The following is a 23,714-nucleotide window of genomic DNA, read 5'->3' as shown; positions in this document are numbered from 1 at the left end:
ATGCCCAACCCCCTCATCGGCGTGATCTATCACTGGCTCGGCGGCGCCGCCTCGGCGAGCTTCTACGTGCCCTATCGCGGCGTCCGCGGGTGGAATTGGGAGATCCTCTGGCTGACCGGCGGGCTGGTCTCCTGGCTGGTCATGCCGTGGCTGTTCGCGGGCACGCTGACGCACGACCTCGTCGGCGTGCTGCTGCGCACCCCGCCCGCGGTGAGCGGCCTGTGCGTGCTGTTCGGCATGCTCTGGGGTTTCGGCGGGCTGACCTACGGGCTGACGATGCGCTATCTCGGCCTGTCGCTCGGGATGGCGGTGGTGCTGGGCCTGTGTACCGTGTTCGGCACGCTGCTGCCGCCGATCGTGACGGGGAGTGTCGCGGCGACGCTGATCGACCGGCCGGGCGGCCGCGCGGTGCTGCTGGGTCTCGCGGTGACGCTGGCGGGGATCGTGGTGGTCGCCCATGCGGGGGCGCGACGCGACCGTGCGGCGCGGGTCGACGCCGCCGACGCGGTGCGTGACGCGCGGTTCGGCCGCGGCGTGGCGACCGCCATCTTCTCGGGTGTGATGTCGTCCTGCTTCGCCTTCGGGCTGGCCGCGGGCGCGCCCGTGCGCGCGCTGTCCGCCGCGGCGGGAACCGATGCGCTATGGACCGGTCTGCCGGTGCTGTGCCTGGTCATGGCGGGCGGGCTCGTCACCAACGCGGGCTGGTGCGCGATCCTGATCGCCAAGCATCGCTCGGCGGGGCAGTGGTTCGGGCGCGCCGGCGCCGACGGACTGGCGCGCAACTATGCGCTGGCGGCGGTGGGCGGCGCCTTGTGGTACCTGCAATTCTTCTTCTACTCGATGGGCGAGAGCCAGATGGGTCGCTTCGGCTTCACGTCCTGGACGCTGCACATGGCCTCGATCATCATCTTCGGCTTTCTCTGGGGCCTGTCGCTCGGCGAGTGGCGCGGCGCCGCCCCGCCCGTGCGCCGGACCGCCTATGCGGGAGTCGCCGCGCTGGTGCTCGCCACGGGGATCATCGGCTATGGGAACATGCTGGGCTGATCTGCTTATGGCATCGTCGCGACCTACCCCGCGAGCACCGCAGGCGCGTCAGCTTCGACCAAGCCGGCGGCGGGCACCGCTCAACGTCCGGGAAGCTCCGGCAGCACGATCTGTCCCTTGGCGTCGCGGATGTCGTGCAGGATGGCCGGCTCGGAGGTCGCGCCGGTTCGCAGATCATAGCGCAGGCGGACGGCCATGTCCGTCCGGCATGGCCCCTTGCCTCGTTCCCGCACGCTGCACGCCAGCACATAGGTGCGCACCACATCGAGCCGTCGCGGATCGAGCCGCGTCCCGTGGAACTGAGCCAGTCGGGGGACGTGTCCTTGACGTCGCTCGGCGGCGAGCGCGGCGCGTGCCGCGTCGGCCAGGCGATCACGCCGCTCCGGGGCAGACAGAAACCACGCGTAAAGGCGCAACTGACTGGCCGAGAGCGACGCCGCGTCCGGGGCGACGCTGATCATATAACTTGGTTCGTCGTTGCGTGCGCCTTCCAGCTGACGCTCGAACGTGAGCGGCGCGCTTTTCGCGGGCGCGCCGTTGGGCAGCAGGATCCGGAAGGCGAGGTGATCGTCTCTGGCATCGGCCGGCATGGCCGCGCGATAGGCGGCGATGCACGGCGTCACGCGATTGAGCCCGGGCTGGGGGTCGGCGGGATCGAGGTCGAGTTCGACGATGGTGCGGAACGCCGGCGTGATCTCGGACTCCTGCACGCCCAGCATCCTGACGCCGCAGGCCGGCAGGACGGCGTTGAGCACCTTCATCTTGACCCCGGCCGCCACCCCCGCGGCATAGGCGCGGCGAAGTCGTTCCTCGCAGCGCGTGCCGATCCGACAGTGCGCGGGGTCGGGATCGATGTCGAAGCCGATGCGCGTCAGCGGGTCGCCCTTGATCCCCATCGTGACCGCATATTGACCCTTCTTGAGATGGCTATCGAGCAGTTCGAGCTGGCCGGGATACACCGCCTCGGCCAGCGCCATCGCGGCATCGATCGATCCCTGTCGGTCGCCACAACCGGACAGGATCAGTCCCGGCAATATTGCCCCCAGCCATCCGGCGCGCTTCATTCTCCGGTACCTGGGCAGGGTCCGACGATCCGGTCGACCCGCAACACCGGTTTGTCGTCCACGCCCCCGATCAATCGCGCGTCGATCGCGAGGCAGGCGCGGTCCTCCCACGCCCGAGCGACGGCGGCCTGCACCTCTGGCCGGCCGACCATGGGTGGCGGCGGAGTCGCGCCATCGCGATCGGCGTACAGCAGTTCCGTTCGCGCCCTCCCGGTCTCGTCGGGCAGGAAGACGCCGCGCGACGCGCAAGGCAATCTGACGCAGCGGATCCCGGTATCGCCGACATGCATCCGCATGGCCGCCGAGTCCTCCGGCGTAGCGACGAGCGGCCCCGGCGGCGCCATCTGCACCGCCGATGCGACCAGCGCGAGGCTAGCGAGTGCGAAGACCATTGCGGCTCCTCCTGTCTGGCATGTCCTGCGTCAGCCTACCTCGTCGCTCGCGGAGGCCGGTACGCTGCGCCTTCGTCGCTCGCCAGCCAGAGCTCGAGCGCGCCCTTGAAGCGATCGTCGATCAGCTTGCCGCTGAGTCGCCACGGTCGATCGTAGGAGAATGCCAGCGTATATCGCCCGTCACGCGACACCCGCAGCCGGGCGCTGCTCCACCGGCCGGCAGGCGAGGTTTCCATGGCATCGGCCAATTGCCGGAACATGCACTTCGCGTCTTGCGGCAACCGGAACGCCACTTTCTCAACCGCCTGCCCGGGAAGCCGCGCGAAGGCGAAGGCGATGCTGCTCGAACGGCCTCCCTGGGCGGAAACCTCGATATCGACGAAGAGATGCAGCCACTCGCGCTCGCCCCAGTCACCGTCCATGACGTCGGTGACACCGCCCGCCACCGTGCGCACGATCGCCGCTTCAAGGTCCGCCCGGTCAGTCGCCGTCATCGCCGCGCTATCGTTCGACAAAGCCCTCCTCCGTCAGGTCGTGCGCGCGCATGTCGTTGCCGCTCATCCCTTTCATGTCGCGCTGTACCGCGTCGGACAGCGCCCGCATCTGTTCGGCAGAACCCTGCCGCAGCCGGCTCTCTTCAAGCCAGAGCCCGGCGATCGCCAATCGGGTCTCGGCCTCTCGCCTACGGACGCCCGGGTCGCGCGATTGTTTCAGGTCGGCATCGACCTGCCGGATCAGCGCCCGCTGTTGCGCCTCGGTGAGTGGCTGCGCGTTCGCGAGTTCCCAGGCGACGCCGAACAGCAGCACCGAAGCCGAGGCCAAATCGTTGAGCGGTAGTCCGAGCCCTTCAAGCTTGCGATCCGCCGCCTCGGCGGCCGCACCCGACCGGACGAACTCTTCGGGGTTCGGAATGGCGAAAGGGAGAGAGAGATTCCTCCGGAGATTCGTGGCTGTTTCCCGGCCCATCGCGCGTCGAACGCTCCCCACCGCTTCATAAGACGTGTCGCGTGCTTTCGCCGCGTCGATGCCGGCGCGGCGCGCTTCGGCAAACCCGCTTTCGAACAGCGACGCTGCTTCGACCGCGACCCCGGCGGTTTGACCAGCATCTTCGGATGCTCTCGAACAGCCTAGGGACAGCAGCAGCGCTATCGCAAGGGTCAGCTGGCCCGGCCATCGAACATCCATCGCGGAGGGGTAGCGCGGCCCGCCGCGCAGAAAGAACCGCTTGCCAAGTGTTTCAGGACAGGCCGAGCCTCTCACACGATCGATCGAGACCGACGCCGCGTGGCGACAGGGCGTATTCAGCCCCGGATGGGTGTTATGGCCGGGCATCGCGGGAGAAAAGCTATGCGTGTGAGCCTTTCGATCTTCGCTGGATCGATCTTGGCCGTATCGGTCCCGGCCGATGCGCAGCAGATGGTCGATATTCCGATCTGGAGCAACGGCATCCTCGGCCAGCAGGCACTGCGAAGCGCCTATGACAACGCAGACCGCGCCAGCGGCATCAGATCCCGAAAGGGTCCGACGAAAGCCTGTTCCGCCGATGCGCTGCCGGCCGCCGACCGTCGCGCGATGGAGGTTCAGTACATGCGCCGCCTGAAGGAGGACGGAAAGGCAAGCGCGGACGCCTGGGTCAACGAACAGGGTCGCCGTTTCCACGCGAAGCTGGTCGCCGAAGGCAAATGCCCCGCCCCCGGCAAGCGGGTCGCCAGCGACGCCCGCCGAGCCGCCAAGCCGGTGCTCGACAAGAACGGCAAACGCTGCACGCACACGCGGTTGGAGAACCGGCCGACCGCCAACGTCGGCGGCGGCGCGATGACGATGGGAATGGTCCCGGTCTGCGCCGACTGATCGGACAACCTCGCGTCGGCGCGTGCCGATGAGGATCGCGACGTCGACGCCGGGATAGGCGCTCGTGTCATCGACGATGATCGGGCGCAGGACACAGGCGCCGAACCGATGGCGGAGGAGAGGCGCAGCGCGTCGCCATCGCTCGGCAGCCACGTGCTGGTGGCGGCGGGCCGGCCGGCGCGTCAGCCAGCGTCTGCCCGGCTATTCATTCTACATCGATCCCCTGGTCGCCCGCGTCAGTCTGACCGACGCGCAGGCACTCGCGACCGGTAGGCCGATGCTGCGCGCGATGCGACCGATGACGCGCGTCGGCCGTGCGGTCGAGAAGGGCGAGACGCAGGGCTTCATGAAGATCGTCGTCGATGCGGAGACGCGCCGCGTGTTCGGCGCGGCGATCCTCGGCACCGGTGGCGACGAGGCGATCCATGGCGTGCTCGACATGATGTGCCTTGACTCTTAAGTCTACATATGTTGAATAAGTTCATGGCACGTGATCGGCGACCGTCCAGGCAGATGCTGGCGCTTCTTCGCGCGCTGCATGAAGCTGCGCCACGGTGGAGCCACGGTTACGACCTGATGAAGTCGACCGGCATCCTGTCCGGCACGCTCTACCCGCTGCTGATGCGGATGAGCGATCAGGCGCTGGTCGAGGCAGAGTGGCAAGCCCCCGAGCAGCCCGGACGACCTGCCCGCCACGCCTATCGTCTGACCGCGACGGGTCTTGCGCTGGCGAGGCAAGTCGCGGAGGCGCGGGACCCGCTGGACAGCAAGGCACTGCCGGCGTGATCGTCGCGCTGTCCCGCCTCGTCGTGGCGCTGGCGGCGCGGTCGCTCGGCGCACGGCGCAGCGGATGGGCGGCGGCGATGGAAGCGGAACTCGACGCCGCGATCGAGGACGGACGGCCGCTAGGTTTCGCGCTCGGATGCCTGTTCACCGCCTGGCTGACGCTCGCTGCCGAGCATGAGGGGCGCGCCATCCTCGCTGCGCATGCCCTGGCCGTTGGCGTCATCCTGCCGGCGGCGGCGATGTCGCTGCTGAGCGCGTGGTACGGATTTCCTTATCTCGGCGTGGGACGTGCGGGCCTTCGTGGGCTGGTGGCGGGTACCAGCGAGCAGTTCCCGCTGCTCAACGCCGGCACTTGGTGCGCGGCCCCGCCCCTGACGCTGCTGGTGCTCGGGCTGGCGGCCGGGCAGATCGCGCTGGCCTGGTTCCTGCTGGAACGCGACTGGACGCGCGCGCATGCTGTTGGCCGCTTCAATGCCGCTGCGCTGACCAGCTTGGCCGGCGTGAGCGCGCTGCTTGGGCTCGACGTCAGGCCGATGCTGCTGCCGCTGGCGGCGCTCGTGACGGAGACACTCGCCGTGATGGCGCTCGCGCACGCATTCGGTGACGCCGGCGAGGACGTGCGCGCCGCGGTGACCGACGGCTAGCGACCGGCCGAGCAGATTCACGCCACCGACCCACCTGACCGGCCGAGCGCATCGACCGGATCGGGCAGTCGCGCCCGGATCCCCGCCACGCCTCATCGAGAAAGGACCGTCCATGATCTTCTCGGCCAGCCGTTATACCCTGTGCTGCGCGCTGCTCGCCGCGTTACCCGCTCCCATCGTGGCGCCATCCTCGGCGATCGAGGTGGGGCGGTGGCAGCCTTATGGTGCGCGGTTCACCTACCAGCGTGATGCCCGCGTGCCCGGCGACAACGCGCTGCGCATCGAGCCGCGGGACACGCCGGGCGAAACCTGGTCGAGCGGCGCCGGCCTGGTGATCCCCGCGCCCTTGCGCGCGGGCGCGCGCATCTCGGCCACCTTCTGGGCGCGCGCCGAACGGCCAGTCCGGGTCACCGCCACCATCCAGGGTGGCGCACCGGCCTATCGCGCGTTGTCGGTCAGCCATATCGACCTCACGCCCCGCTGGCGGCGCTACACGATCGCGGGCGTGACGCCGCGCGACCTAGCTGCATATTCCCAGTCGCTGGCGGTGCAGGCGGGTCGAGCCGCCGCAGCGGTGTCGCTCGGCCCCGTCGCCTTCCTGCAGGGCCAACCAGATGCAGCGTCCGTGCGGGACGTGTTCGCTGGCTTTCGCGCGCGCTCCGTCGCGGAGGACGTGCGGGTACCGTCCGATGCCGGCGTGGTGCTGGCAGGCACGCTCCGCACACCGACGGGCCATGGAACCGGCCCCTTCCCGCTCGCGATCCTGATCCAGGGACATGGCCCCAACGGCCGGGGCGGCTACACCGAGCTGTCGGACCGGCTGCTGGCGTATGGCATCGCCACCTTGGAGTACGACAAGCGCGGGATCGGCGCCTCGACCGGCACATATGACGAGGACCTTCCCGCGCTGACCCGCGACGCCACCGCCTGGGTCACCGCCATGCGCCACCGGGCGGCGATCGATGGCCGCCGGATCGCTCTGGTCGGTCACAGCCAGGGCGGCGTCATCGCGCCAGCTGTCGCCGCCTCCGATCCGAGCATCACGGCGGTCGTCACACTGGCAGGATCGGTCGGAGACGGGCTCCCTTACCTTCGCCGAGCGATCCATCATCAGATGATCGCCGCCGGGTTGTCGGAGACTGTGGTCGCCCCGGTCGTGGACGCCGCCGGCACGTTGCTTCAGGCGCGATCGGACGGTGACGAGGCCGGGACGATCGTCCGGCTACGCAAGGCATTGACGGACCGGTTCGAGGCCGCAGGTTTCTCGCATCGCGAAGCGCAGGAGGCGCTGTCATTGATCGACGTCAAGGAAGCGTGGCACGCGGACGAGATGCGCTCCGCCTCCGACCTGCGCGCGCTGCATATGCCGGTTCTCGCCGTGTTCGGCTCCAAGGACCCGCTTGTCATCGCGTCCGAAGAGGCGCCGGAGGCGCAGCGCGCGCTGGCCAACAACCCGCGAGCACGGGTGGTGGTGCTGGAAGGGCTCAGCCACTGGTTCCAAGAGGGTGCCCAGACCGGCGCCGCAGAGGAAGTGCCGAAGCTCGGGGCGAACTTGGGCTCGCCCCGCGCGGTGTCGCTGGCCGTTGACTGGTTGCGCGCGATACTCGCACCGGCAGGTGGCAAAGACCTGTGACGTTGACGGCGCATCGCGACCGCGCCGACGACAGACCCATCAACCGTTATCCGCGCGGTTCGATGCCGCCGCCAAGAACGGACGCTCGTTCCTCTGCGGGAACAAGCGTCCACGTGCCCGCCCCACGTATCAGGCGACCGCGCCGACAGCGTCGTCATATCCGCCGATAGCCTCACCCCACCGTTGGACGGCGGTGCCGCCGAACAGGCTCTCGCGTGGCAGATCGAAGATGAAATAGGGGTTGAGCGTCGGCAGCGCGCTCACCGTCTCGAGCCGCTGCCGCTGCTCCGCCGACAGCAGGATGTCGAGCGACGCGACATTCTGGTGGATCTGCTCGGGTCGGCTCGCGCCGAGCAAGACGGAGCAGACACAAGGGCGACCCGTCACCCAGGCGAGCGCGACCTGCGCCATCGGCCGGCCGACTTCCTCCGCCACCGCACGCAACACGTCGACGATCCCGAAGTTCGCCTCCGTGAACAGCATTCCGCCATAGGGGTTCTCGCCGTTCAGCCGGCCATCGCTGCCGCCGCTCGGCTCGCCCCGCTTGTTCGGTACGCCACCCGGCGGGCCGAAGTCCGCGAGCTTGTCGCGGCCGTACTTGCCCGTCAGCATGCCGAAGGCGAGCGGGCTCCACGCCACGAGCCCCAGCCCGAGCGCCCGCCCCGCCGGCACCAGGTCCAGCTCGACGCCGCGATCGATCAGCGAATAGCTGTACTGCAGCCCGATCGGCTCAGGCAGCCCGTGCGCGCGGGCCAGGGTCGCCACCTGTGCGGCATACCAGGCGGGCGCGTTGGAGAAGCCGTAGTAGAGGATGTCGCCGCGTCGCACCGCATCGGTCAGCGCGCGCAGCACCTCCTCGGGCGGCGTCGTGCGATCCCACACATGCGTCCAGTACATGTCGACGTGGCCGCAGCCGAGCCGCCGCAACGAGCCCTCGAGGCCGTCGCGGATGTTGCGTGCCGAGTTGCCGCCCGCCAGCGGGTTGCCCTCGCCGCGCGGGAAGCCCGACTTGGTGGCGATCACCAGACGGTCGCGGCCGCCGCGCTCCTGGAGGAAGCGGCCGATCATCGCCTCGCTCTCGCCGCCCGAATAGACGTCGGCGGTATCGATGAAGTTGCCGCCCGCCTCCACATAGGCATCGAAGATGGCTCGCGATCCGTCCTCCTCGGCGCCCCATCTTCCTGCGCCGAAGGTCATCGTGCCGAGCGCCAGCGGGCTTACCGCCAGTCCCGAGCGGCCCAGCGTGCGGTAAGAGGTCAGGTCCATGGTGCGTCACTCCTCGTTCCCGGACACAGGTAAGCGGCGATCGTCCGCCCGATTAGCCGTTGCCCGTCGCAAGGGCTTGTGAGCACATTGCATCAATGCGGCGCGGCGACCTCGACGATCTCGCGGCCTTCGCCAGCGTCGCGAGGGCACGCAGCTTCACCCGCGCGGCGGCCGAGCTGGGCCTCTCTCCCTCCGCGCTGAGCCACGCGATGGCGGCGCTCGAGCGTCGGCTCGGCGTGCGGCTGCTCGCCCGTACGACACGCTCGGTGGCGCCCACCGCCGCCGGGCAGCAGCTGCTGCAATCGCTCGATCCGGCGCTGGCGCAGGTGATGCACGGCCTCGCATCGCTGGCGGACTGGCGCGGCGCGCCGTCCGGCACGGTGCGGTTGGCGACCTTCGGCTATGCCGCGCGCACGATCCTGGCGCCGCGCCTGCCGCAGTTCCTGCTCGACCATCCGGACGTGTCGGTGGAGGTGATCGTCGAGGATCGACTGATCGACCTCGTCGCCGGCGGCTTCGACGCCGGCATCCGCCTCAGCGAGGCGGTCGAGAAGGACATGGTGGCGGTGCCGGTAGGCCCGGACCTCCGCACCGTCGTGGTCGGCACCCCCGCGTATTTCGCGCGTCACTCGCCGCCCGAGACGCTCGCCGAGCTCGAGCGTCACGTCTGCGTCAACTACCGCCTGCTCGGTGGAGGTGGTCTGCTGCCGTGGGAGTTCGAGGAGGCAGAGCGCGACGTCAGACTCAAGGTGCCCGGGCAGCTGATCGTCAATGACGAGGTGCTGGCAGCCGCGGCGGTGCGCGCTGGGGCTGGCCTGGGCTATATGATGGAGCACGACGTCGCCGACGAGATCGCCGACGGACGGCTGGTCCAGGTGCTGGCGTCCTGGTGCCCACGCTATCCGGGCTGTCGTCTCTACTATCCCGATCGTCGGGTCTCTCCGGCGTTGCGGGCGCTGATCGACGCGCTTCGCGTGTGACCGGGAGGCGTTCGCTCGGGAGCCCCTGTTCGCTCCGTGCATCCTGCCGTTCGTTCCTGTCGCAGCACGAGCTTCAACCCCGCCCGCCTCTCGCGCTGGAAGCGCGCCGCCATGTCACATCTCGGCTCGCACCTCGTCATACCGGCAGATCATGTGGGAGACGAAGCATGAAGATCGTCGTCATCGGCGGAACCGGGCTGATCGGCCGCCAGCTCGTCAGCGATTTGGCTCATCGCGGGCATGAGGTGGTCGCCGCCTCGCCCAGCAGGGGCGTGGACAGCGTCACCGGCATAGGGCTCGCGGGCGCCTTCGCAGGGGCTCAGGTCGTCGTGGACGTGAGCAACCCACCGTCCTTCGCCGATGACGAGGTGCTCACCTTCTTCCAGACCTCCGCAACCACCATCGCCAAAGCTGCCAGGGAGGCGGGCGTCGCGCATATCGTCGCTCTCTCGATCGTCGGCACCGACCGGTTGCAGATCTCCGGTTACTTCCGCGGCAAGCAGGCGCAGGAAAGCGCCTACACGCAGAGCGGCGTTGCCTTCACCATCGTTCGGGCCACGCAGTTCTTCGAGTTCCTGGGCACCATAGCGGACGGTCATACCCGCGATGGCGTCGCCCATCTGCCGACCTTCGCGCTCCAGCCGGTCGCTGCGGCGGATGTTGCGGCGGCCCTGGCCGATATCGCGCTATCCAGCCCCTTGCGCGGCATCATCGAGATTGCCGGACCGGAGCGCGCGCCGGTGATCGAGTTCGCCGGCACGTGGCTCGGCCACCGCGACGATCCGCGCGCGATCGTGGCCGACGAGAAGGCCGGCTATTTCGGCGCGCCGGCGAACGACCGCACGCTCGTGCCGGCCGACGGTGCCCGACTTCTGCCGACCCGCTTCGAGGCATGGCTCGCCGCGCAGCCCGCCGGGGAGCAGGCGTGATGCAGGGCCGATCGCTCATCCTGGGTCTCGCCGCCCTTCTCGGCGTCGGTGGCGTCGCCAACGGCGTGTTCATGCTCGTGGACCCCGCGAACTGGTATCTCGCGGTGCCCGGCGTGACGACCACGGGACCGTTCAACCAGCATTTCATTCGCGACATCGGGCTGATCTTCGCGCTGATCGGTGCCGCGATGCTGGGTGGCGCGATGCTCGCGGCCCAGCGGGTGACACTCTGGAGCGGGTCGGCGTTGTGGCTGACGGGACATGCGCTGTTTCATCTCTGGGAGGTGTCGGTGGGGATCTGCGGCTCGGATGCGATAGCGCGCGACTTCCCCGCCGTGACGCTGCCAGCGATCCTGGCGATCACCCTCGCCTGCTGGGCCTGGCGTGACGCGCGCCGCGACAAGGCGCAGGATGCGTTCTTATGACCCCTCGCTCCGATACGCCGCGGGCGCTGCGCCTCGCCGACTTCGAGACGGAACGGCCGCGGCTGCTGCGCCTCGGCTATCGCATGCTCGGCTCGGTCAGCGAGGCCGAGGACGTGGTGCAGGACGCATGGCTGCGCTGGCAAGATGTGAGCGGTGGTGTGGACCGCCCGGCCGCCTATCTGACGCGGATCGTGACCCGGCTGTGCCTCGACCAGCTCAAGTCCGCCCGGGTGCGGCGGGAAACCTATGTCGGCGCCTGGCTGCCCGATCCGCTGGTGGGCACGACCGAGCAGGAAGAAGCACGCGCTGACGACATCACGCTCACGCTGATGCTGGCGATGGAGCGCCTCTCCCCGCTCGAGCGCGCCGCCTTCCTGCTCCATGACGTGTTCGACACGCCTTTGCCGGAGGTCGCCGCCACGCTGGGCCGGGAGCCGGCCGCGGTGCGCCAGCTCGCCTCGCGCGCCCGCCGCCACGTGCAGGCCGCCAGACCGCGCTTTGCCGTGCCGCCGACGGAGGCCGAGGCGATCACCCGCGCCTTCTTCGCCGCCGCCGCCAGCGGCGACGCCGCCGCCTTGACCGCGCTGCTGGCCGAGGACGTGGCGATCCACTCGGATGGCGGCGGCAAGGTCATCGCCTTCCTCAACATCGTGCGCGGTCTCGATCGTGCGATCCGGCTGTTCCAGGGCATCCGGCGCAAGCACGCCTATCAGCCCCGCCTGCTGCAAACGGTGACGATCGACGGCCTGCCCGGCTATGTCAGCATCGATCGCGGTGACGTGCTCCAGACCACCGCGCTGGAGCTGCGCGACGGGCGCATCGCGGCGATCTATATCGTCCGCAATCCCGACAAGCTGCGCCATGTGCGGGACGCGCTGCTCCTGCCGTGAGACGTGTCGACCGTTGCCAGGCGGCGCCCTGATACGACGAGAAGCTCGTGTGGCGTGTCACACCTGTCTCCGCCGTCTCGTCAATCCGGCGGGCGCCACCGATCGGCGCCCGCAGCGAAGGACACCATCATGACGGGGAACAAGCGGCTGGTCTGGCACGAGGTCGCGCCGCAGGGTGCCAAGGCCCTCTTCGGCGTACACCATTACGTCACCACGGGCACGACCCTGCCCGAGGAGATGATCCACCTCGTGTTCCTGCGCGTATCGCAGATCAACGGGTGCGCCCATTGCATCGACCTGCACACCCGCGACCTGCTCAAGACCATGCCGGCCGACAAGGTCACGCTGCTGCCGGTCTGGGCCGAGGTGCCGCACCTGTTCCCGGATCGATATCGCGCCGCGCTGGCCTGGGCCGAGGAAGTGACGTGCGTGAGCGAGACGCATGCCTCGGACGCGGCCTACGCGGCTGCCGCCGCCGCGTTCGCGCCGAAGGATCTGGTCGACCTCACGATCGCGATCGCGGCGATGAACGCCTTCAATCGCCTGGGCGCCCCGTTCCGGCTGCCCGTCAAGGCGCAACCCTGATCGGCCTCCGACCGGCCGACGCGTTCACGGAAACTTCCCGAGACCCCGCTTGGATGGGATCAGCTTAGATCAGTCGGAAGAACCATCACTAGAGAGCGCACGCTATTCAGCGGCTCTCGGCAATTGGTTGGGACGTTTGGAATGGGATTGGCGGAGCGGGAGCCCGTCGCAACATAGCAGGAAAGTGGCGCTTTTCTGCGCCTTCCGCATACGGCGCCGCCGCCGATACCCCACTAGATACCCCACTCCCCTTTTGGCACGCACACGAGTCCGTCACGCTCCGCCAAACCCTCTCCACCGCCCGAACGAGGCGATAGGTAGATCCCTACCAGACAGTGGCGCCGCTACGCTCCAACCAATCCGATGAGCGATCGTCGCGGAGCACGTCGAGCAGCCGGAAGCCGTCACCAGTGAGATCCTCATCCATCGAGGTCGGCCCGTATCGGCTGGCGTAATCGGCGATAACCCGCCCGCGGAAACGACGTGCCTGCGCTTCGATCTGCTCCACTGACAATCGCCCCTCGAGCATAGCCAGCCACATGTCTGAGGCTGCATCATCGGTGAGGTCCGGCGGCAACGCGCGCCCGATCGCGCTCATGATCCTGGCGTGGGTCGGGTTGGTAAGCGGCGAGATGGCCGGACCAGGGGGCTTCTTGGCGCGCTTCAGCGTGAGGCCGCGACTTACGCCACCTCTAGGACGTACGGCAGGCAAGTAGAGCGCCTGTCGCCATTTCCACACCTGCTCTTTACTTATGCCAATCGCGCGTGCGATTTCGCCGTCGTCGGATCCGTCGGCGTAAAGCAGAAAGGCCGCCTGACGCCGATCGGAGCGCAGCTTTGAAAACGCATTGCCGTTACCGTGCCGGCGGGTAGGGCGGCGTTTGTACTTCGGCAGGCAGAGACTCGGACGCTCAGCCAACATAATGTTACGCCACAGATCGACTGTTGATGTCGCGAGACCCATCTCACGAGCGATTAGGGCACCGTTTACGCCTCGCTCGAGCAAAGCTAAGCACCGCCGCTTCATATCAGGCGTAGGTGGCGTTCTGCTAATTGCTCGCCTATTTCGGCCGACAGGGAGATGGGTCGGCAGCCCGCCTCGCGCACGCCAGCTCCGGATCGTCGACTGTGGCTTACCTTCGACTGCGCATATTTCGCTATCTAATAAGCCGCTGTCGTACAGTCGCCGTCGTTCTGCGAGCCTCGCAGCAGTCTCAGCTTTGGTCATGGCGGTCCGACTCCGGTTGCCATGTCCCACAAGGTCTCATCGCCTGATGCTGCATGCCAGATCGAAGCGGCACGTTGAGCTAATAGCGCGTCGAGCTCTATGCAGATGCGCCAAACGCGCTAGCCTCGCCCCATGCCCGACGACTCGCCCCCGCTCACGCCCAACGCGCAGCAAAAATCATCAGCGATGGAGAAATCTAACAAGGCTCTGCTTGAGGCTCGGATAGCCGCCGACAAGCGTGAACAGCAAGCGAGCGCCGAGAACAGTCGAGTCGAGCGCAATCCGCCGCTACCTGGCTTCAGAGATAATTCGGGCGACCCGGCGATCGATGCGCTGGCGGCCGAGGTTGAGCGGCGCGGGCTGGATATCTGATGAAAATGCTCCATCAACCTATAGATCAAAGCAGGATCGTCGAGGACGGGTTCGACGCGCTCGTTGAGCTAGACACCGCGATTAACGAAGTTCTCGCCCACAAGCCCGATCTGAAAGGGCATAAGTTTGGCATGCACGGTGAGAACGTAATTAGAGATGCCCTGCAAACAATCTGCAATATGCAAGCCAGAGCATACGGCTGCCTATTTGACGAGGGCAGTAGAGGTCCAACGGAAAGCAAAGCCAACAAAGATGCTCGCCTTGAGCGAGTGCGAAAGGTCAAGGCGGCATTGGGCAATGAAGACCTTCCAAATCTTAGGGATCGCGGTATTCGCAATGCTTTAGCCCATTACGACGAATACTACTTAAATGAGCTCAGGTCCAAGCCAAAGAACTTCGAATTGAAGTGGCTGGGCGTCAGCAGCAAGGGCATGTTCACGCGAGCAGAAGACGATGTTAAGACAATTTATGTAGGCGTGTATTTCTATGCCGAGGACGAGTTTCATCTATTTAATCGTATGATAAAACTAATTCCTATGCAAACAGAGCTGCGCGGCGTGGTCACAAAGGCTGGTTATGTAATCAAGGAGGAGGCGACAGCGCCGGGCGATACTGCACCGCCAGGATCCGCCTCAAGTTGATTGTGAGGGTTGCCACCCGCAGCGATCAGCTTACCTCATCGAAACTCCGCCCACACCGGGTGGCCAGCGTCGACCAGCTTGGTGACGATCCACCGCATCGCCTGGAGCGCCGGCCCGTGCGGCTTCCCGCGGCCGGTCTCCGCCGCGGTCCAGAAGGTCACCAGCAGCTCGCGGTCGGGTAGATAGGGCCGCAGCACGCGCAGGGCGAGGCGGGTCGCGGGCACACAGACGTCCTCGTCACGCGCGCGTCGACTGGCATCGTCGAGCACCGCGAGCGCCAAGTTCATCAGCAGCGCACGTGATCGGATCGCGCGAACCTCCGGATCTGTCCGGCCGAATGGCACGCCGTCGACGCGCGTGTCGGTCGCTTCGCACTTACGGCACGGCAGACCATGCCGCACGGCTTCCCACTCCATCGACAGCCGGCGGAAGCGGCGATCGAGGATCAGCTCCTCGAGGTCATATTGCTTCACCGCCTTGCACGCGCGGCATGTCACGCGCACTGCGCCTTCGACTCGGCGTAGATCCTGTAACGTCTTGGGTGGCCCGACCATGTCGCGATAATGCCGGAACGTAGCGAGAACAAAAAGACTGGCATCGCTCGTCGGCTTGCGTCATCTCGGGGCGATGAGTGCCCGCGAGAACCTCGACCGAGTCGGCCATGCGCCGAGCGTCGGCCACAACTCGGCCGCCTGCACGCTATGCAGCTCGACCGATCCCGACGGCTTGGTGGAGCTGCTCGCTGAGGAGCTGTGGGAGAGCCGGCAAGACGACACCCAGTGGGCGCGCCGCTGGGCCGATGCGGGTGATCTTTGGCACATCCGCTTTCGCGAGCTTGCACGAACCGCGATCGGCTTTCTGGAGCGTTCGCCAACCGAGTGAGGGCTGCGCCAGCCGGTCGTGCGGGCGACTGGCGCAGCCCGTCGGGAGTTCAGCTCCGACGCTTGGGCTTCTATTATTGACTGATGTAGGTTTGGTTAGCGGCGGTATTCGCCGTAACGTGAGTGAAACGCGGCATCGAATTGAGCTGAGCCGCATTACGACGACATGCCACGATTTCGCTTCACCGTCCGCGACGACAATGGGGAGATTGGCAACAAGGTTGTCGATCTCCCCGATTTGAAGGCTGCGAAGGCGCAAGCCGTTGAGGAAGCCAGCCGAGCGCTGGCGACCGTTGATGGATCGTTTTGGACGGACGGTCATCTCGAGATCGAACTGACGGATGAGAGCGGCCTCAGCTTAGCCGCCCTCGCAATCAGCGGCTTCGAGTCTCCGGCGAGCGGAAAGCGCTTCAACGCGTGAGAGGGAAGTGAACGAGCCCGATTGGCTGATGCTAGCTGCCGCCGAGCGTGCCGTGATGGACGCCCTTGAGCCCACCCTCTTCGTAGACGACGTTCACATCAGGAGCGAGGCGACAGAAGCGAAGCTGACCGCCTACCGGACAGCGAAAAGGCGTTTGGAGGTTTTCGAGGCCAAGGGGAGTGGCATAAGCCGAGGCCAAGAGGCATCAGGTACCCGTGGAGACACCAGCGAGTAGTCGGGCCAATCGCACCCGTTTGGGACCAAGTTCAATGTCGAGCGATTGCTAGCCCTGAGCAATTGATGTTTAACGGCTCCGTGACGGTTTTTCGTATCACGGTGGCTGACAATGAGGATGTCAGCGAGGGCCTGGAGCGGCACGCCAGCTACAGCGCCGCGCGCTACTCTGCCGTTCGCTCGGCGGTGAACATCATGCTCAGCAAGCCCACCAAGCTGTTCACCCGAGTTGCTACCTGCGAAGTACGGAACGAGACGACGGGCGCAGCCACAATGTTTGACGTCAACCTTACGGTCGGGTCCGATCGCACTCATTGAGATTGAGGGATGTGGCTCCAAGATTGAAACCGGGATGGAAGCAACCGCGGCACTTCAAAGCGGTCGGCGGCCCTGAAAACGGGTCGATCGTGCGGCTCGAGAACGGAAGCTCTAGGCACGTTATTCAAGAGGGCGGACGTGCAGGAGGTCGGCTCTTCGTCTACAAGCTCGTGCAGGTAGATGGTGGCAGGTACGCCTTGGTTCCTGAGGCTGATGACGAGCTACTAAAAGCGTTTAGCGGCGCACAGCTGTCTTGCGACGAAGCAGGTATTGCCTTCCTCGCGGCGGAAATAAGTCGGCGCAAACTGGCGGCTCCTGTAATCGCTGCGAAACGATCTTAACGCGCCTGCCCCGCCAAATTCCTTGCAAAGCAGAGATTTGAATTTACACATTTTACGTCCGTACGGGACGCTGCGACCCGCAGATCCTCGGCCCCGAGGCTATGTAACTCGGCCCTGCAGGCTGATGCTGCCGGGTCGCCTTTCACCACGGATCTCCGTGGCATCAAGGCAACCTCAGCTTGACGCACCAGCGCGCGACTGCGGGGCGGGCGTCGACCCGCGGCGCCGGCTCTGCACCCTACCGTGTGCGCCGCGGGTCACCCATCAGGGGCGCGCCGGGATCATCTGCCCGCGCGCAGGGATAGGCATCAGCTTCGGCCCCATGTCGGCCGCCGCGAACTGCGGCTTGAGCACCATGCCGTTACCCAGCTCGCCGCCGTTGCAGTTGAGCAGCTTGTTGATGCAGTTGTCGGTCCACGCCGCCATGACGGTGTCGTCCCACGCACCGTCCCAGTCGGCGTGCAGCGTGCTGCCCGCGGTCATGCGCACTACCTTCCCGTCCATCGTCATGTCGTCGCTGGACAGGCTCCACGTCGCGACCGAGCCCGGCTGGCCTGCGGCGATCGTCCCGACGTCGTACCAGGCGCCGAGGGTGAAGGTGGGGATGATATAGGGGTTCGCCGCCGGGCAGCGCAGTACCCCGTCCATGCCATAGGAGGCATAGGCGACATGGTCGCGATGGTTGGGGCTGTCGAGCCGCTTGCCGTCCCAGCAGTCGGGCGCGGTGATGATCGCGCCGAGCCGGCGGCGCTCGCCGTTCGGCCCCGGTCCGCACTTCATCGCGATCGAGGCGATGTCCGCATGGTGCCCCGTGCTCCACATGCCCGAGTCGTCGGAGCAGTTGAAATAGCCGGCCCCGGTCTTCTGCTTGCCCGAGACCATGTCGTAGCCGAAGATGAAGCGCAGACCGCGCGGGAGCGCGACGCAGGCGATGCCCTGCACCTTGCAGAGCGGGTCGGTGTCGGGCCGGCGCTTATAGTAGATCGAGACGTAATCCGGCCGCCTCACGAAGCCGAGGCCATCAAGCATCGCCGGGATCCAGTAGGCGGACCGGTTCAGCTGGTTGCCGCAGGTGCTGTCGCCCGTCGTGCGCAGCGAGGCATAGGTCGAGCGCGCGTTCGCCCCGGTGTTGCCGAAGAACTGGTGGAGGTGCGACTTGCCCGGCTGGCCCGGGAAGACGATGGGATCGTCAGAGCCGACCTGCCCCGGCAAGCAGATGAAGCGGAAGGAGCCGACGACGTCATACAGCTCCTTCGGCGGGATGCGGTCGCCCGGTGTCAGCCAGGCCGCCACGTCGATGTTGCTGGCGATCGGCGCCGGGATCTTCGTGGGGCTGGCGCCATCCGGCTCAGGCTCGACCGCGTCACCGGAGCCGGCCGCGGGTGCTCCTGTCGGAACGGCTGGCGGCTTCGGCGTCGCCGGCGCAGCATCGAGCTTCGTCAGCCGCGACTGGCGCCGCGCGATCGAGTTGGTCGCCGACACCTTCACGCGCTCCAGACACGCGATGTCTGCGGCCAGCTTCGTGCGGTCTGTGCTCGTCTCGATCCGGTTGACGGGGACCGACGAGCAGCCGGTGATCGTCTGCGGCACGGCCGGCGCGGCGAGCAGCAGCGCGAGAGCAGCGGCGATGGCGAAGCGGATCATGCGAAGGCCTCCCGGTAGGCGGCTGCGATCTTGGATCGACTGGGCGCCCCCACGGTGATCGTGCTGTCGACCCCGCCGTCGGTACGGTCCCACCAGCCATGGTGATGCAGGTTGTTCGCGCCGATCCAGTCGCGCGCAGCGTAGAAGTCGGGGAGGAAGCGGTCATCGTCCATGCCCCACTCGGGTAGGGCGTAATCGCGGTTCAGCGACGTCGCGAGCTGCCGCCCCCAGGCGAGGCCGCACGCGCGGTCGCGAAAATAGCCGAAGAAGCCCGTGCGGTCGTAGCGCGCTTGGAGGTAGAAGTCCTGCCCGACGCAGTGGAAGAAGCTGCGCCCGGGCAGCGTGCTCGCCGGGTCGCAGTCATAGACGCCGACGTTCGGGCACCAGATGATGTAGGCGAGGTCACCGCCGCTCCTCGCCTTGCCGAGCACCCGCAGGAAGATGGCGGCGACGTGCTCGAACGCCTGGACGTAGAGGCTGGGGCTCCAGCTGCCGTCCTTCGCGCGCGCCGCGTTCTCCTGCCACGCGAAGTTCTGCTCCCAGAAGAGGCGGATGCGCGCGCGGGCGTCGCGGAACTCGGTCACCGCCGCGAGGATGGCCTGCGCCATCGCCTCGTACATGGCGTCGTGGCGCCCGGCGACGATCGCCTCGAGCTGCCCGGCGCCGGGGCACGGCACCGACCAGAGCACGCGCGTCGCGCCCGCCTGATAGAACTCGCGGTTGCGCTTCACCTGCCACGACCATGATCCGGGCAGCATGCCGGCCCGCTGGTCGAAGAAGAGGTTCACGAGGTCGGGCCGGCGCCCGAGGAACTTGGTCGCGCGCCGGAAATCACCGACCTCGTTGGTCGGGCAGAAGCCGATCAGCGTCATGGGCTGGCCTCACATGAGAAGCGCCCCGCGCTCACCGGAGTGAGGCGGGGCGCGGGAGCGTGGAAGGTGCGGAGATCAGGCCGGCTGCTGGCCGGCGATGATCGCGCGGTAGGCGGCGTTGACCTTGCCGCCGAGCAGCTCGGCATGGCCCAGCGGGGTCGGATGCAGATTGTCCTGCCCGAGGTAGGTCGCCTTGTTCGCGTCCGTCAGCCACGGCGAAGTCGAGGTGCTCACCGGGACGAAGATGGCCTTGGCGTCGCCGAGTTGCGCGACCGCCGCCTTGATGGCGTTCTCCATGGCGATGATCCCTGAGGTGATCCCCAGGTTCTGCGGCCAGACACCCGGCACCATGATAATGGCGTTCGGGAACGTCGCGCGAATGCGGCCCAGGGTATAGGCCACCAGCGCCTGATAGGTCGCGGTGTCCTGCGCCGTGGAGGACGTGAACGTCGTGTTCCCGTCCGGCGAGGTCACCGTCCAGCCACCGGAGCCCAGCCACACGCTGATGTCGTTCGTCTCGGTGCTAAACACCACGAGGTCTACGTCGGCCCCGGCGATGTCCGGGTTGACGACGAGGAAGCGCGGGATCTGGTGCATGATCGGCAAGCGCCCATTCGTGCCGACCCGGAAGAAGTCGGTGCCGCCGACGCCGGCCTGCCGCGCGTCCGTCCAGCCCGCCAGCCGCGCCGCGGTCTTGAAGAAGCCCGCCTGCTGGATGATCGCCCCGATCGTCTGGCCGGTCGGCATCGATTGCACGCCTTCCAACAGGCTGTTGCCGAAGCCCGCCACCAGCACCCGGTCAGCCGGTGCCGCGACCTTCTGCACCTCGAAGCCGGGAGCGACGTTGATGCTGAACAGGCAGGTGTTGAACTCACCCTCCAGCTTGATGCGCCGCCACGCGCTGACGCCGGCGAAGTCGACCACGGTGAAGGAGGCCGAGCCCGAGGGGTAGAACTTGCCGGCCTTGTCGACGTAGCGGCCGTCGACCTGGACGCGAGCGCCGTGCGTCGTCACACCCGCGTTCTGCGCGAATTCGATCCGCGGAGCGTTGGTGTAGATCTCGACCTCATAGCCCCACGACGCCGCGTCGGTCGCATAGCTCGGCGCAGCGGTGCCGAGATTGCCGTTGCTGCTCGACCCCGCATAAGCGCCGCTCGGGAAGTAGACGCCGTTGTTCGCGGTGCGCAGGTAAGGCGACCCACCCGTCGCGGTGATGATCGGCAGCAGCGCGGAGCCGGCGATCTTCTGGCTCAGTGTCGAGTCGGTGGTGGTGTTCATCTCCTGCGTCGCGCCGGTCGCGAGCGGCGCCGTCTCCGGGTTGCTCGTGGCCGCCGCAGCCGCGGTGCGGGTGAACTTGGTGCTCGTGCTGCCGACCGTCACGGACGCCGAGTTGGCGACCGTCGATCCGCCAGGGCCGGTTGCGGTCACCTCCAGCACCAGCGTGCCGGCGGCATTCGGCGTAACGGTCGCGCCGGTGCCGATCGACGAGCCGTTGAGCAGCCAGCGGCGGGTCAGGGCCGTCGAGTTGCTGGCCGCGCCGTTGCTGGCGGTGAAGGTCGTGCCGACCGCGCCGCTGCTCGGGCTGATCGACGGCGGCGTCGTGAAGGCGGGCGCGGGCGTGCCGCTCGCCGACACCTTCACAGGCTTGGTGCAGATCTCGATCGACGCATTCGTCATCAGGACGGACTCGGCGCCATCGACGTTCTCCGTCGCGGCGAAGACACGCGCGCGGGCGTAGCGGATCGAGCCGTTCGGGTAAGTGACCCGCACCGGGTAGAGGCGCTGGGTCTCGTCCTCGGCAGCGACGCGCAGAACCGCCTGCCCGGCGTCGGCTTCGTCATAGGCCATTGACGGGGTCAGGGTGCCATAATCCGGAGCACCCTTCAGCTTGTCCTTCGGCCCCTTGAGGGGCTGAAATTCCACCTTCCCGAACGTCGGCCCGATGACGCCGATCTTATCGATCCCGCCGATCTCGGTGTAAGCCAGCGCGGCGAAGCCTGCCGCGTCGAACGAGGCCGGGGTACCGGTCGAGATTGCGATCGCCGAGCCGGCTGCGGTGGTCGAGGGCATAGGTGTTCTCCCTGAGGTCCGGTCGAGCCGGTGTTTGATCGGAGGGGTTCAGCGCGCCTTGAGCTGCTGGTCGACGGCGCGGTCGCGCGCCTCGCAGCGCCGGATCACGTCCAGCGACGCGCGCTTGTAGGCGTTGGCTTTGTCGAGCTGGCCGGTCTGGGCGTCGGCGAAGGTGACCCAGTCCGCCACAGACGCGCCAGTCGGCGGGAGAGGGGCTCCCGGAACATCGTCAGCGAGCGGGCTGGCGACCAGTTGCGAGCACGGAAGCGCAGCGCGGGTCACGAGAGTAGGCTTGCCGCATGCACTGAGCGCGCAGGCCAGCAGCAGTAACGGCAGCAGGAACGGTCGCCGCGGCGCCCGGCGTCGATCGGATGACACGGTCGTTCTCCAGAGTGGCGGTGTCGGCCTCCGCGGCCTCCACCATGACTTTGGCGGTGATCGCGGTGCCATCGACCGCCGCCGCGGCCATGCCGGCCTCGCGTGCGGGTTCGACCACCGTCGTGGTGATGTCCGGTTGCTCAGCGCAGGATTTGATCCCGACGACCGCGAGCGCGAGCACGACGCAGACGAGCACCAGGCCAGCGCTGCCCAAGACCCAGCGCATCACGCCTCGTTGCTCGACAGCTTGGCGCCGGTCGACGCGAGCCGTACCCGGCTGCCGACGAGTGGCTGATCGGACGGCCAGCGGCGGGCAACGCAGCGCTCCTTGGCGATCCACGCGCACGAAACTGCGTCGCCCTGGTTGCCGCCGAGGACGCGATAGGCAGTGGCAGTCTCGCCGTCGTAGAAGCCGACGTGACCACCGCCCGGCCGCTCGAACACCAGCACGGCGCCGGGTGCGAGCTCGTCAATGCTGAGCGCCAGCCCCCACGTCGCCCACGCCTTCGCGCGCACCGCGATCGGCGCCGGTTTGATCCCCGCCTCGTGCATGCAGGTGGCGACGAACAGGCCGCACCAGGGCACGCTGTCGGCGTTGTAGACCATGCCGAGCGCCTTGTTCCCGACGCGCTTGGCCCAGCCCATGATCGTCGGCGAGTTGGCGGGGCCAGGCGCTTCACGCGTGCCGAGCTTCGCCCGCGCGGCTGCGAGCCACGCCGGTTCATCTGCCATGTCAGTCCCTTTCAGAAGGAGGCGGTCAGCTCGCCTTGTCGTCGCCGGTGCCCGGCACCTCATCGAGGCGAGTAATCGCCTTGTTCATCGCCGCGGCGTCGCCGCCAGCGAGGGTCTTGAGCATCGTCTGCGCGCCAGCGCGGAGCGCCGCGCCGACCTGACCCTTCGCTGCCGCAATGATGCCGATACCCATCGCGGCGACGCCGATGCCGGTCAGTCCCGCCTGGAGCAGCTCGAGGCTATGCGCCTGCGTCCACAGCGCCGAGACGAGCGCGCACAGCACGGTGATCAGGAAGTCGAGCGTGACCTGACGGCGCCCGGTGGTCTGGAGGAAGACGATCGCGCGCGTGATCGCGACCGCGAGCACGGTCACCAGCACGGGGCCGGGGTGATAGGGGTAGCCGAGGAAATCCCAGGTGACGGGATTTGCGGTGACCGGGAGCGTAACTGCGGCCGCTCCTGCCGCGGCCGCGCGCATCACCGAAAGATGACGGCGACGAGGGCCGCGGCGAAGCACAGGATGATGACGAGGACTGCCCGGGCCAGCACCGGCCAGCGCGACCACATATCGACGGGCAGCGGCGCCTTGCGCAGCTGGAACTCGATGCCCGGCTCACCAAGGAGAACGATGCTCATCCACGCCAACCCGAGAAGGAGGGACACAGGGTCGATGATCCGCTTGGCCATCAAGGCGCGCGCGGTGGTCACCGGATCGGAGGGGTTCCACCCCCAGAGGCTTAGTGCCTCGGCGCCGCAGCGGAGCGTCAGCGCGCCGCCAGCGAGCAGGGTGATGAGGCGATAGAGGCTCACCGGATCAAGCGGGTGATCGTAGCGCCGCTGGCGCCAGACCAGCCCCGCCTGCCGCCCCACCATCATCACGCCGAGGAAGAACCCCGAGGTCATCAGCAGCAGGTTCCAGAAGAACAGGCTGGGGTTGTTGTTGAAGCTCGGCGGCGCGGGCGACGGGACTTGCTCGACGACGGCGGCCGAGAGGCTATTCGCCGCGTCGGCCGCCTGCGCAGCCGCGTTGATGAGGGCGAGCGACATCATCGGCCGATCGCCGACAGGAAGGTCGTCTGCATAGCTGTGATCC

At 67.5% G+C, this 23,714-nt stretch carries 31 protein-coding genes; 16 read left to right on the top strand and 15 right to left on the bottom strand.

Annotation, left to right across the window (positions count from 1 at the left end; translation table 11 throughout):
* Entirely contained in the window at positions 1-1,044 is a 1,044-nt protein-coding gene (locus tag EV292_RS00405) for an L-rhamnose/proton symporter RhaT (protein ID WP_132907230.1), read from the top strand.
* An 80-nt stretch (positions 1,045-1,124) separates the two neighbouring features.
* Here the strand turns inward: EV292_RS00405 and EV292_RS00400 are convergent, their stop codons facing one another.
* Genes EV292_RS00400 through EV292_RS00385 form a run of 4 tightly spaced genes read right to left on the bottom strand, consistent with a single transcriptional unit; the run spans position 1,125 to position 3,832 of the window.
* A complete protein-coding gene (locus tag EV292_RS00400) occupies positions 1,125-2,108 on the bottom strand; it encodes a hypothetical protein (RefSeq protein ID WP_132907229.1) in 984 nt (327 codons plus the stop codon).
* Positions 2,105-2,500, bottom strand: a complete 396-nt coding sequence (locus EV292_RS00395) for a hypothetical protein (protein ID WP_132907228.1) — start codon at positions 2,498-2,500, stop codon at positions 2,105-2,107. Before EV292_RS00395 ends, EV292_RS00400 begins: the two co-directional genes overlap by 4 nt.
* 35 nt (positions 2,501-2,535) lie before the next feature.
* Complete coding sequence (locus tag EV292_RS00390; protein ID WP_165926981.1) at positions 2,536-3,015, bottom strand: hypothetical protein; 480 nt, start codon at positions 3,013-3,015, stop codon at positions 2,536-2,538.
* Complete coding sequence (locus EV292_RS00385) at positions 3,002-3,832, bottom strand: hypothetical protein (protein WP_132907226.1); 831 nt, start codon at positions 3,830-3,832, stop codon at positions 3,002-3,004. The genes EV292_RS00390 and EV292_RS00385 overlap by 14 nt, the downstream gene beginning before the upstream one ends.
* 15 nt (positions 3,833-3,847) lie before the next feature.
* On the opposite strand from EV292_RS00385, the gene EV292_RS00380 reads away from it, so the two are divergent.
* The 5 genes from EV292_RS00380 (at position 3,848) to EV292_RS00360 (ending at position 7,414) form a co-directional block, all read left to right on the top strand.
* Entirely contained in the window at positions 3,848-4,351 is a 504-nt protein-coding gene (locus EV292_RS00380; protein WP_132907225.1) for a hypothetical protein, read from the top strand.
* A 76-nt stretch (positions 4,352-4,427) separates the two neighbouring features.
* Complete coding sequence (locus tag EV292_RS00375; RefSeq protein WP_132907224.1) at positions 4,428-4,811, top strand: hypothetical protein; 384 nt, start codon at positions 4,428-4,430, stop codon at positions 4,809-4,811.
* An 8-nt stretch (positions 4,812-4,819) separates the two neighbouring features.
* Positions 4,820-5,137: a PadR family transcriptional regulator gene (locus tag EV292_RS00370; protein ID WP_347812568.1), complete on the top strand. Its 318-nt coding sequence runs from the start codon at positions 4,820-4,822 to the stop codon at positions 5,135-5,137.
* Positions 5,134-5,781 carry a hypothetical protein gene (locus EV292_RS00365; RefSeq protein ID WP_132907222.1) on the top strand — a complete coding sequence of 216 codons (648 nt, stop codon included), beginning with the start codon at positions 5,134-5,136 and terminating at the stop codon, positions 5,779-5,781. Before EV292_RS00370 ends, EV292_RS00365 begins: the two co-directional genes overlap by 4 nt.
* Positions 5,782-5,893: 112 nt before the next feature.
* Positions 5,894-7,414 (top strand): alpha/beta hydrolase, encoded by a 1,521-nt coding sequence (locus EV292_RS00360; protein ID WP_132907221.1) that lies wholly within the window; start codon positions 5,894-5,896, stop codon positions 7,412-7,414.
* Between the two features lie 129 nt (positions 7,415-7,543).
* On the opposite strand, the gene EV292_RS00355 is transcribed toward EV292_RS00360, so the two are convergent.
* Positions 7,544-8,680: an aldo/keto reductase gene (locus EV292_RS00355; RefSeq protein WP_132907220.1), complete on the bottom strand. Its 1,137-nt coding sequence runs from the start codon at positions 8,678-8,680 to the stop codon at positions 7,544-7,546.
* 95 nt (positions 8,681-8,775) lie between these two features.
* Here EV292_RS00355 and EV292_RS00350 point away from each other — a divergent pair, with 95 nt between their 5' ends.
* The 5 genes from EV292_RS00350 to EV292_RS00330 all read left to right on the top strand — a co-directional run bounded on the left by EV292_RS00350 (position 8,776) and on the right by EV292_RS00330 (position 12,489).
* On the top strand, positions 8,776-9,660 hold the full coding sequence (locus EV292_RS00350) for a LysR family transcriptional regulator (RefSeq protein ID WP_132907219.1): 885 nt from the start codon (positions 8,776-8,778) through the stop codon (positions 9,658-9,660).
* A 167-nt stretch (positions 9,661-9,827) separates the two neighbouring features.
* Positions 9,828-10,589: an NAD(P)H-binding protein gene (locus EV292_RS00345; protein ID WP_132907218.1), complete on the top strand. Its 762-nt coding sequence runs from the start codon at positions 9,828-9,830 to the stop codon at positions 10,587-10,589.
* Positions 10,589-11,014 carry a hypothetical protein gene (locus tag EV292_RS00340; RefSeq protein WP_132907217.1) on the top strand — a complete coding sequence of 142 codons (426 nt, stop codon included), beginning with the start codon at positions 10,589-10,591 and terminating at the stop codon, positions 11,012-11,014. The genes EV292_RS00345 and EV292_RS00340 overlap by 1 nt, the downstream gene beginning before the upstream one ends.
* The gene (gene sigJ, locus EV292_RS00335) at positions 11,011-11,904 is read left to right on the top strand and encodes an RNA polymerase sigma factor SigJ (protein WP_132907216.1); all 894 of its coding nucleotides are present in this window, start codon (positions 11,011-11,013) and stop codon (positions 11,902-11,904) included. The genes EV292_RS00340 and sigJ overlap by 4 nt, the downstream gene beginning before the upstream one ends.
* A gap of 129 nt (positions 11,905-12,033) precedes the next feature.
* Positions 12,034-12,489: a carboxymuconolactone decarboxylase family protein gene (locus EV292_RS00330; RefSeq protein WP_132908096.1), complete on the top strand. Its 456-nt coding sequence runs from the start codon at positions 12,034-12,036 to the stop codon at positions 12,487-12,489.
* Positions 12,490-12,814: 325 nt separating this feature from the next.
* Here EV292_RS00330 and EV292_RS00325 read toward each other — a convergent pair whose 3' ends face one another.
* Positions 12,815-13,453: a helix-turn-helix domain-containing protein gene (locus tag EV292_RS00325; protein WP_132907215.1), complete on the bottom strand. Its 639-nt coding sequence runs from the start codon at positions 13,451-13,453 to the stop codon at positions 12,815-12,817.
* A gap of 396 nt (positions 13,454-13,849) precedes the next feature.
* On the opposite strand from EV292_RS00325, the gene EV292_RS00320 reads away from it, so the two are divergent.
* Positions 13,850-14,089: a hypothetical protein gene (locus tag EV292_RS00320; protein ID WP_132907214.1), complete on the top strand. Its 240-nt coding sequence runs from the start codon at positions 13,850-13,852 to the stop codon at positions 14,087-14,089.
* Positions 14,089-14,730 (top strand): hypothetical protein, encoded by a 642-nt coding sequence (locus tag EV292_RS00315; protein ID WP_132907213.1) that lies wholly within the window; start codon positions 14,089-14,091, stop codon positions 14,728-14,730. The genes EV292_RS00320 and EV292_RS00315 overlap by 1 nt, the downstream gene beginning before the upstream one ends.
* A 35-nt stretch (positions 14,731-14,765) precedes the next feature.
* On the opposite strand, the gene EV292_RS00310 is transcribed toward EV292_RS00315, so the two are convergent.
* Positions 14,766-15,227 (bottom strand): hypothetical protein, encoded by a 462-nt coding sequence (locus EV292_RS00310; RefSeq protein ID WP_132907212.1) that lies wholly within the window; start codon positions 15,225-15,227, stop codon positions 14,766-14,768.
* A gap of 112 nt (positions 15,228-15,339) precedes the next feature.
* Here EV292_RS00310 and EV292_RS00305 point away from each other — a divergent pair, with 112 nt between their 5' ends.
* The 3 genes from EV292_RS00305 to EV292_RS00295 all read left to right on the top strand — a co-directional run bounded on the left by EV292_RS00305 (position 15,340) and on the right by EV292_RS00295 (position 16,584).
* A complete protein-coding gene (locus EV292_RS00305; RefSeq protein WP_165926980.1) occupies positions 15,340-15,612 on the top strand; it encodes a hypothetical protein in 273 nt (90 codons plus the stop codon).
* 165 nt (positions 15,613-15,777) lie between these two features.
* Entirely contained in the window at positions 15,778-16,032 is a 255-nt protein-coding gene (locus EV292_RS00300; RefSeq protein ID WP_132907210.1) for a hypothetical protein, read from the top strand.
* Between the two features lie 300 nt (positions 16,033-16,332).
* Positions 16,333-16,584, top strand: a complete 252-nt coding sequence (locus EV292_RS00295; RefSeq protein ID WP_132907209.1) for a hypothetical protein — start codon at positions 16,333-16,335, stop codon at positions 16,582-16,584.
* Positions 16,585-17,189: 605 nt separating this feature from the next.
* Here the strand turns inward: EV292_RS00295 and EV292_RS00290 are convergent.
* The 8 genes from EV292_RS00290 to EV292_RS00260 all read right to left on the bottom strand — a co-directional run bounded on the left by EV292_RS00290 (position 17,190) and on the right by EV292_RS00260 (position 23,671).
* On the bottom strand, positions 17,190-18,569 hold the full coding sequence (locus tag EV292_RS00290) for a DUF1996 domain-containing protein (protein WP_132907208.1): 1,380 nt from the start codon (positions 18,567-18,569) through the stop codon (positions 17,190-17,192).
* On the bottom strand, positions 18,566-19,441 hold the full coding sequence (locus tag EV292_RS00285) for a hypothetical protein (RefSeq protein WP_132907207.1): 876 nt from the start codon (positions 19,439-19,441) through the stop codon (positions 18,566-18,568). The genes EV292_RS00290 and EV292_RS00285 overlap by 4 nt, the downstream gene beginning before the upstream one ends.
* Positions 19,442-19,516: 75 nt before the next feature.
* Positions 19,517-21,511, bottom strand: coding sequence for an SGNH/GDSL hydrolase family protein (locus EV292_RS22445; RefSeq protein WP_165926979.1), 1,995 nt, complete (start codon positions 21,509-21,511; stop codon positions 19,517-19,519).
* A gap of 48 nt (positions 21,512-21,559) precedes the next feature.
* Entirely contained in the window at positions 21,560-21,700 is a 141-nt protein-coding gene (locus tag EV292_RS22440) for a hypothetical protein (RefSeq protein WP_165926978.1), read from the bottom strand.
* A 40-nt stretch (positions 21,701-21,740) separates the two neighbouring features.
* Positions 21,741-22,115, bottom strand: a complete 375-nt coding sequence (locus EV292_RS00275; protein ID WP_132907206.1) for a hypothetical protein — start codon at positions 22,113-22,115, stop codon at positions 21,741-21,743.
* The gene (locus EV292_RS00270) at positions 22,115-22,621 is read right to left on the bottom strand and encodes a TIGR02594 family protein (RefSeq protein ID WP_165926977.1); all 507 of its coding nucleotides are present in this window, start codon (positions 22,619-22,621) and stop codon (positions 22,115-22,117) included. The genes EV292_RS00275 and EV292_RS00270 overlap by 1 nt, the downstream gene beginning before the upstream one ends.
* Before the next feature lie 25 nt (positions 22,622-22,646).
* Positions 22,647-23,099, bottom strand: coding sequence for a hypothetical protein (locus EV292_RS22865; RefSeq protein ID WP_243693614.1), 453 nt, complete (start codon positions 23,097-23,099; stop codon positions 22,647-22,649).
* Positions 23,099-23,671: a hypothetical protein gene (locus tag EV292_RS00260; protein WP_132908095.1), complete on the bottom strand. Its 573-nt coding sequence runs from the start codon at positions 23,669-23,671 to the stop codon at positions 23,099-23,101. The genes EV292_RS22865 and EV292_RS00260 overlap by 1 nt, the downstream gene beginning before the upstream one ends.
* Between the last annotated feature and the right edge of the window lie 43 nt (positions 23,672-23,714).

This window comes from Sphingomonas sp. BK235 (genome assembly GCF_004345855.1).
Classification (GTDB): domain Bacteria; phylum Pseudomonadota; class Alphaproteobacteria; order Sphingomonadales; family Sphingomonadaceae; genus Sphingomonas.
The sequence above is the reverse complement of the archived record's forward strand: the minus strand, read 5'-3'. Positions and strand labels throughout refer to the sequence as shown.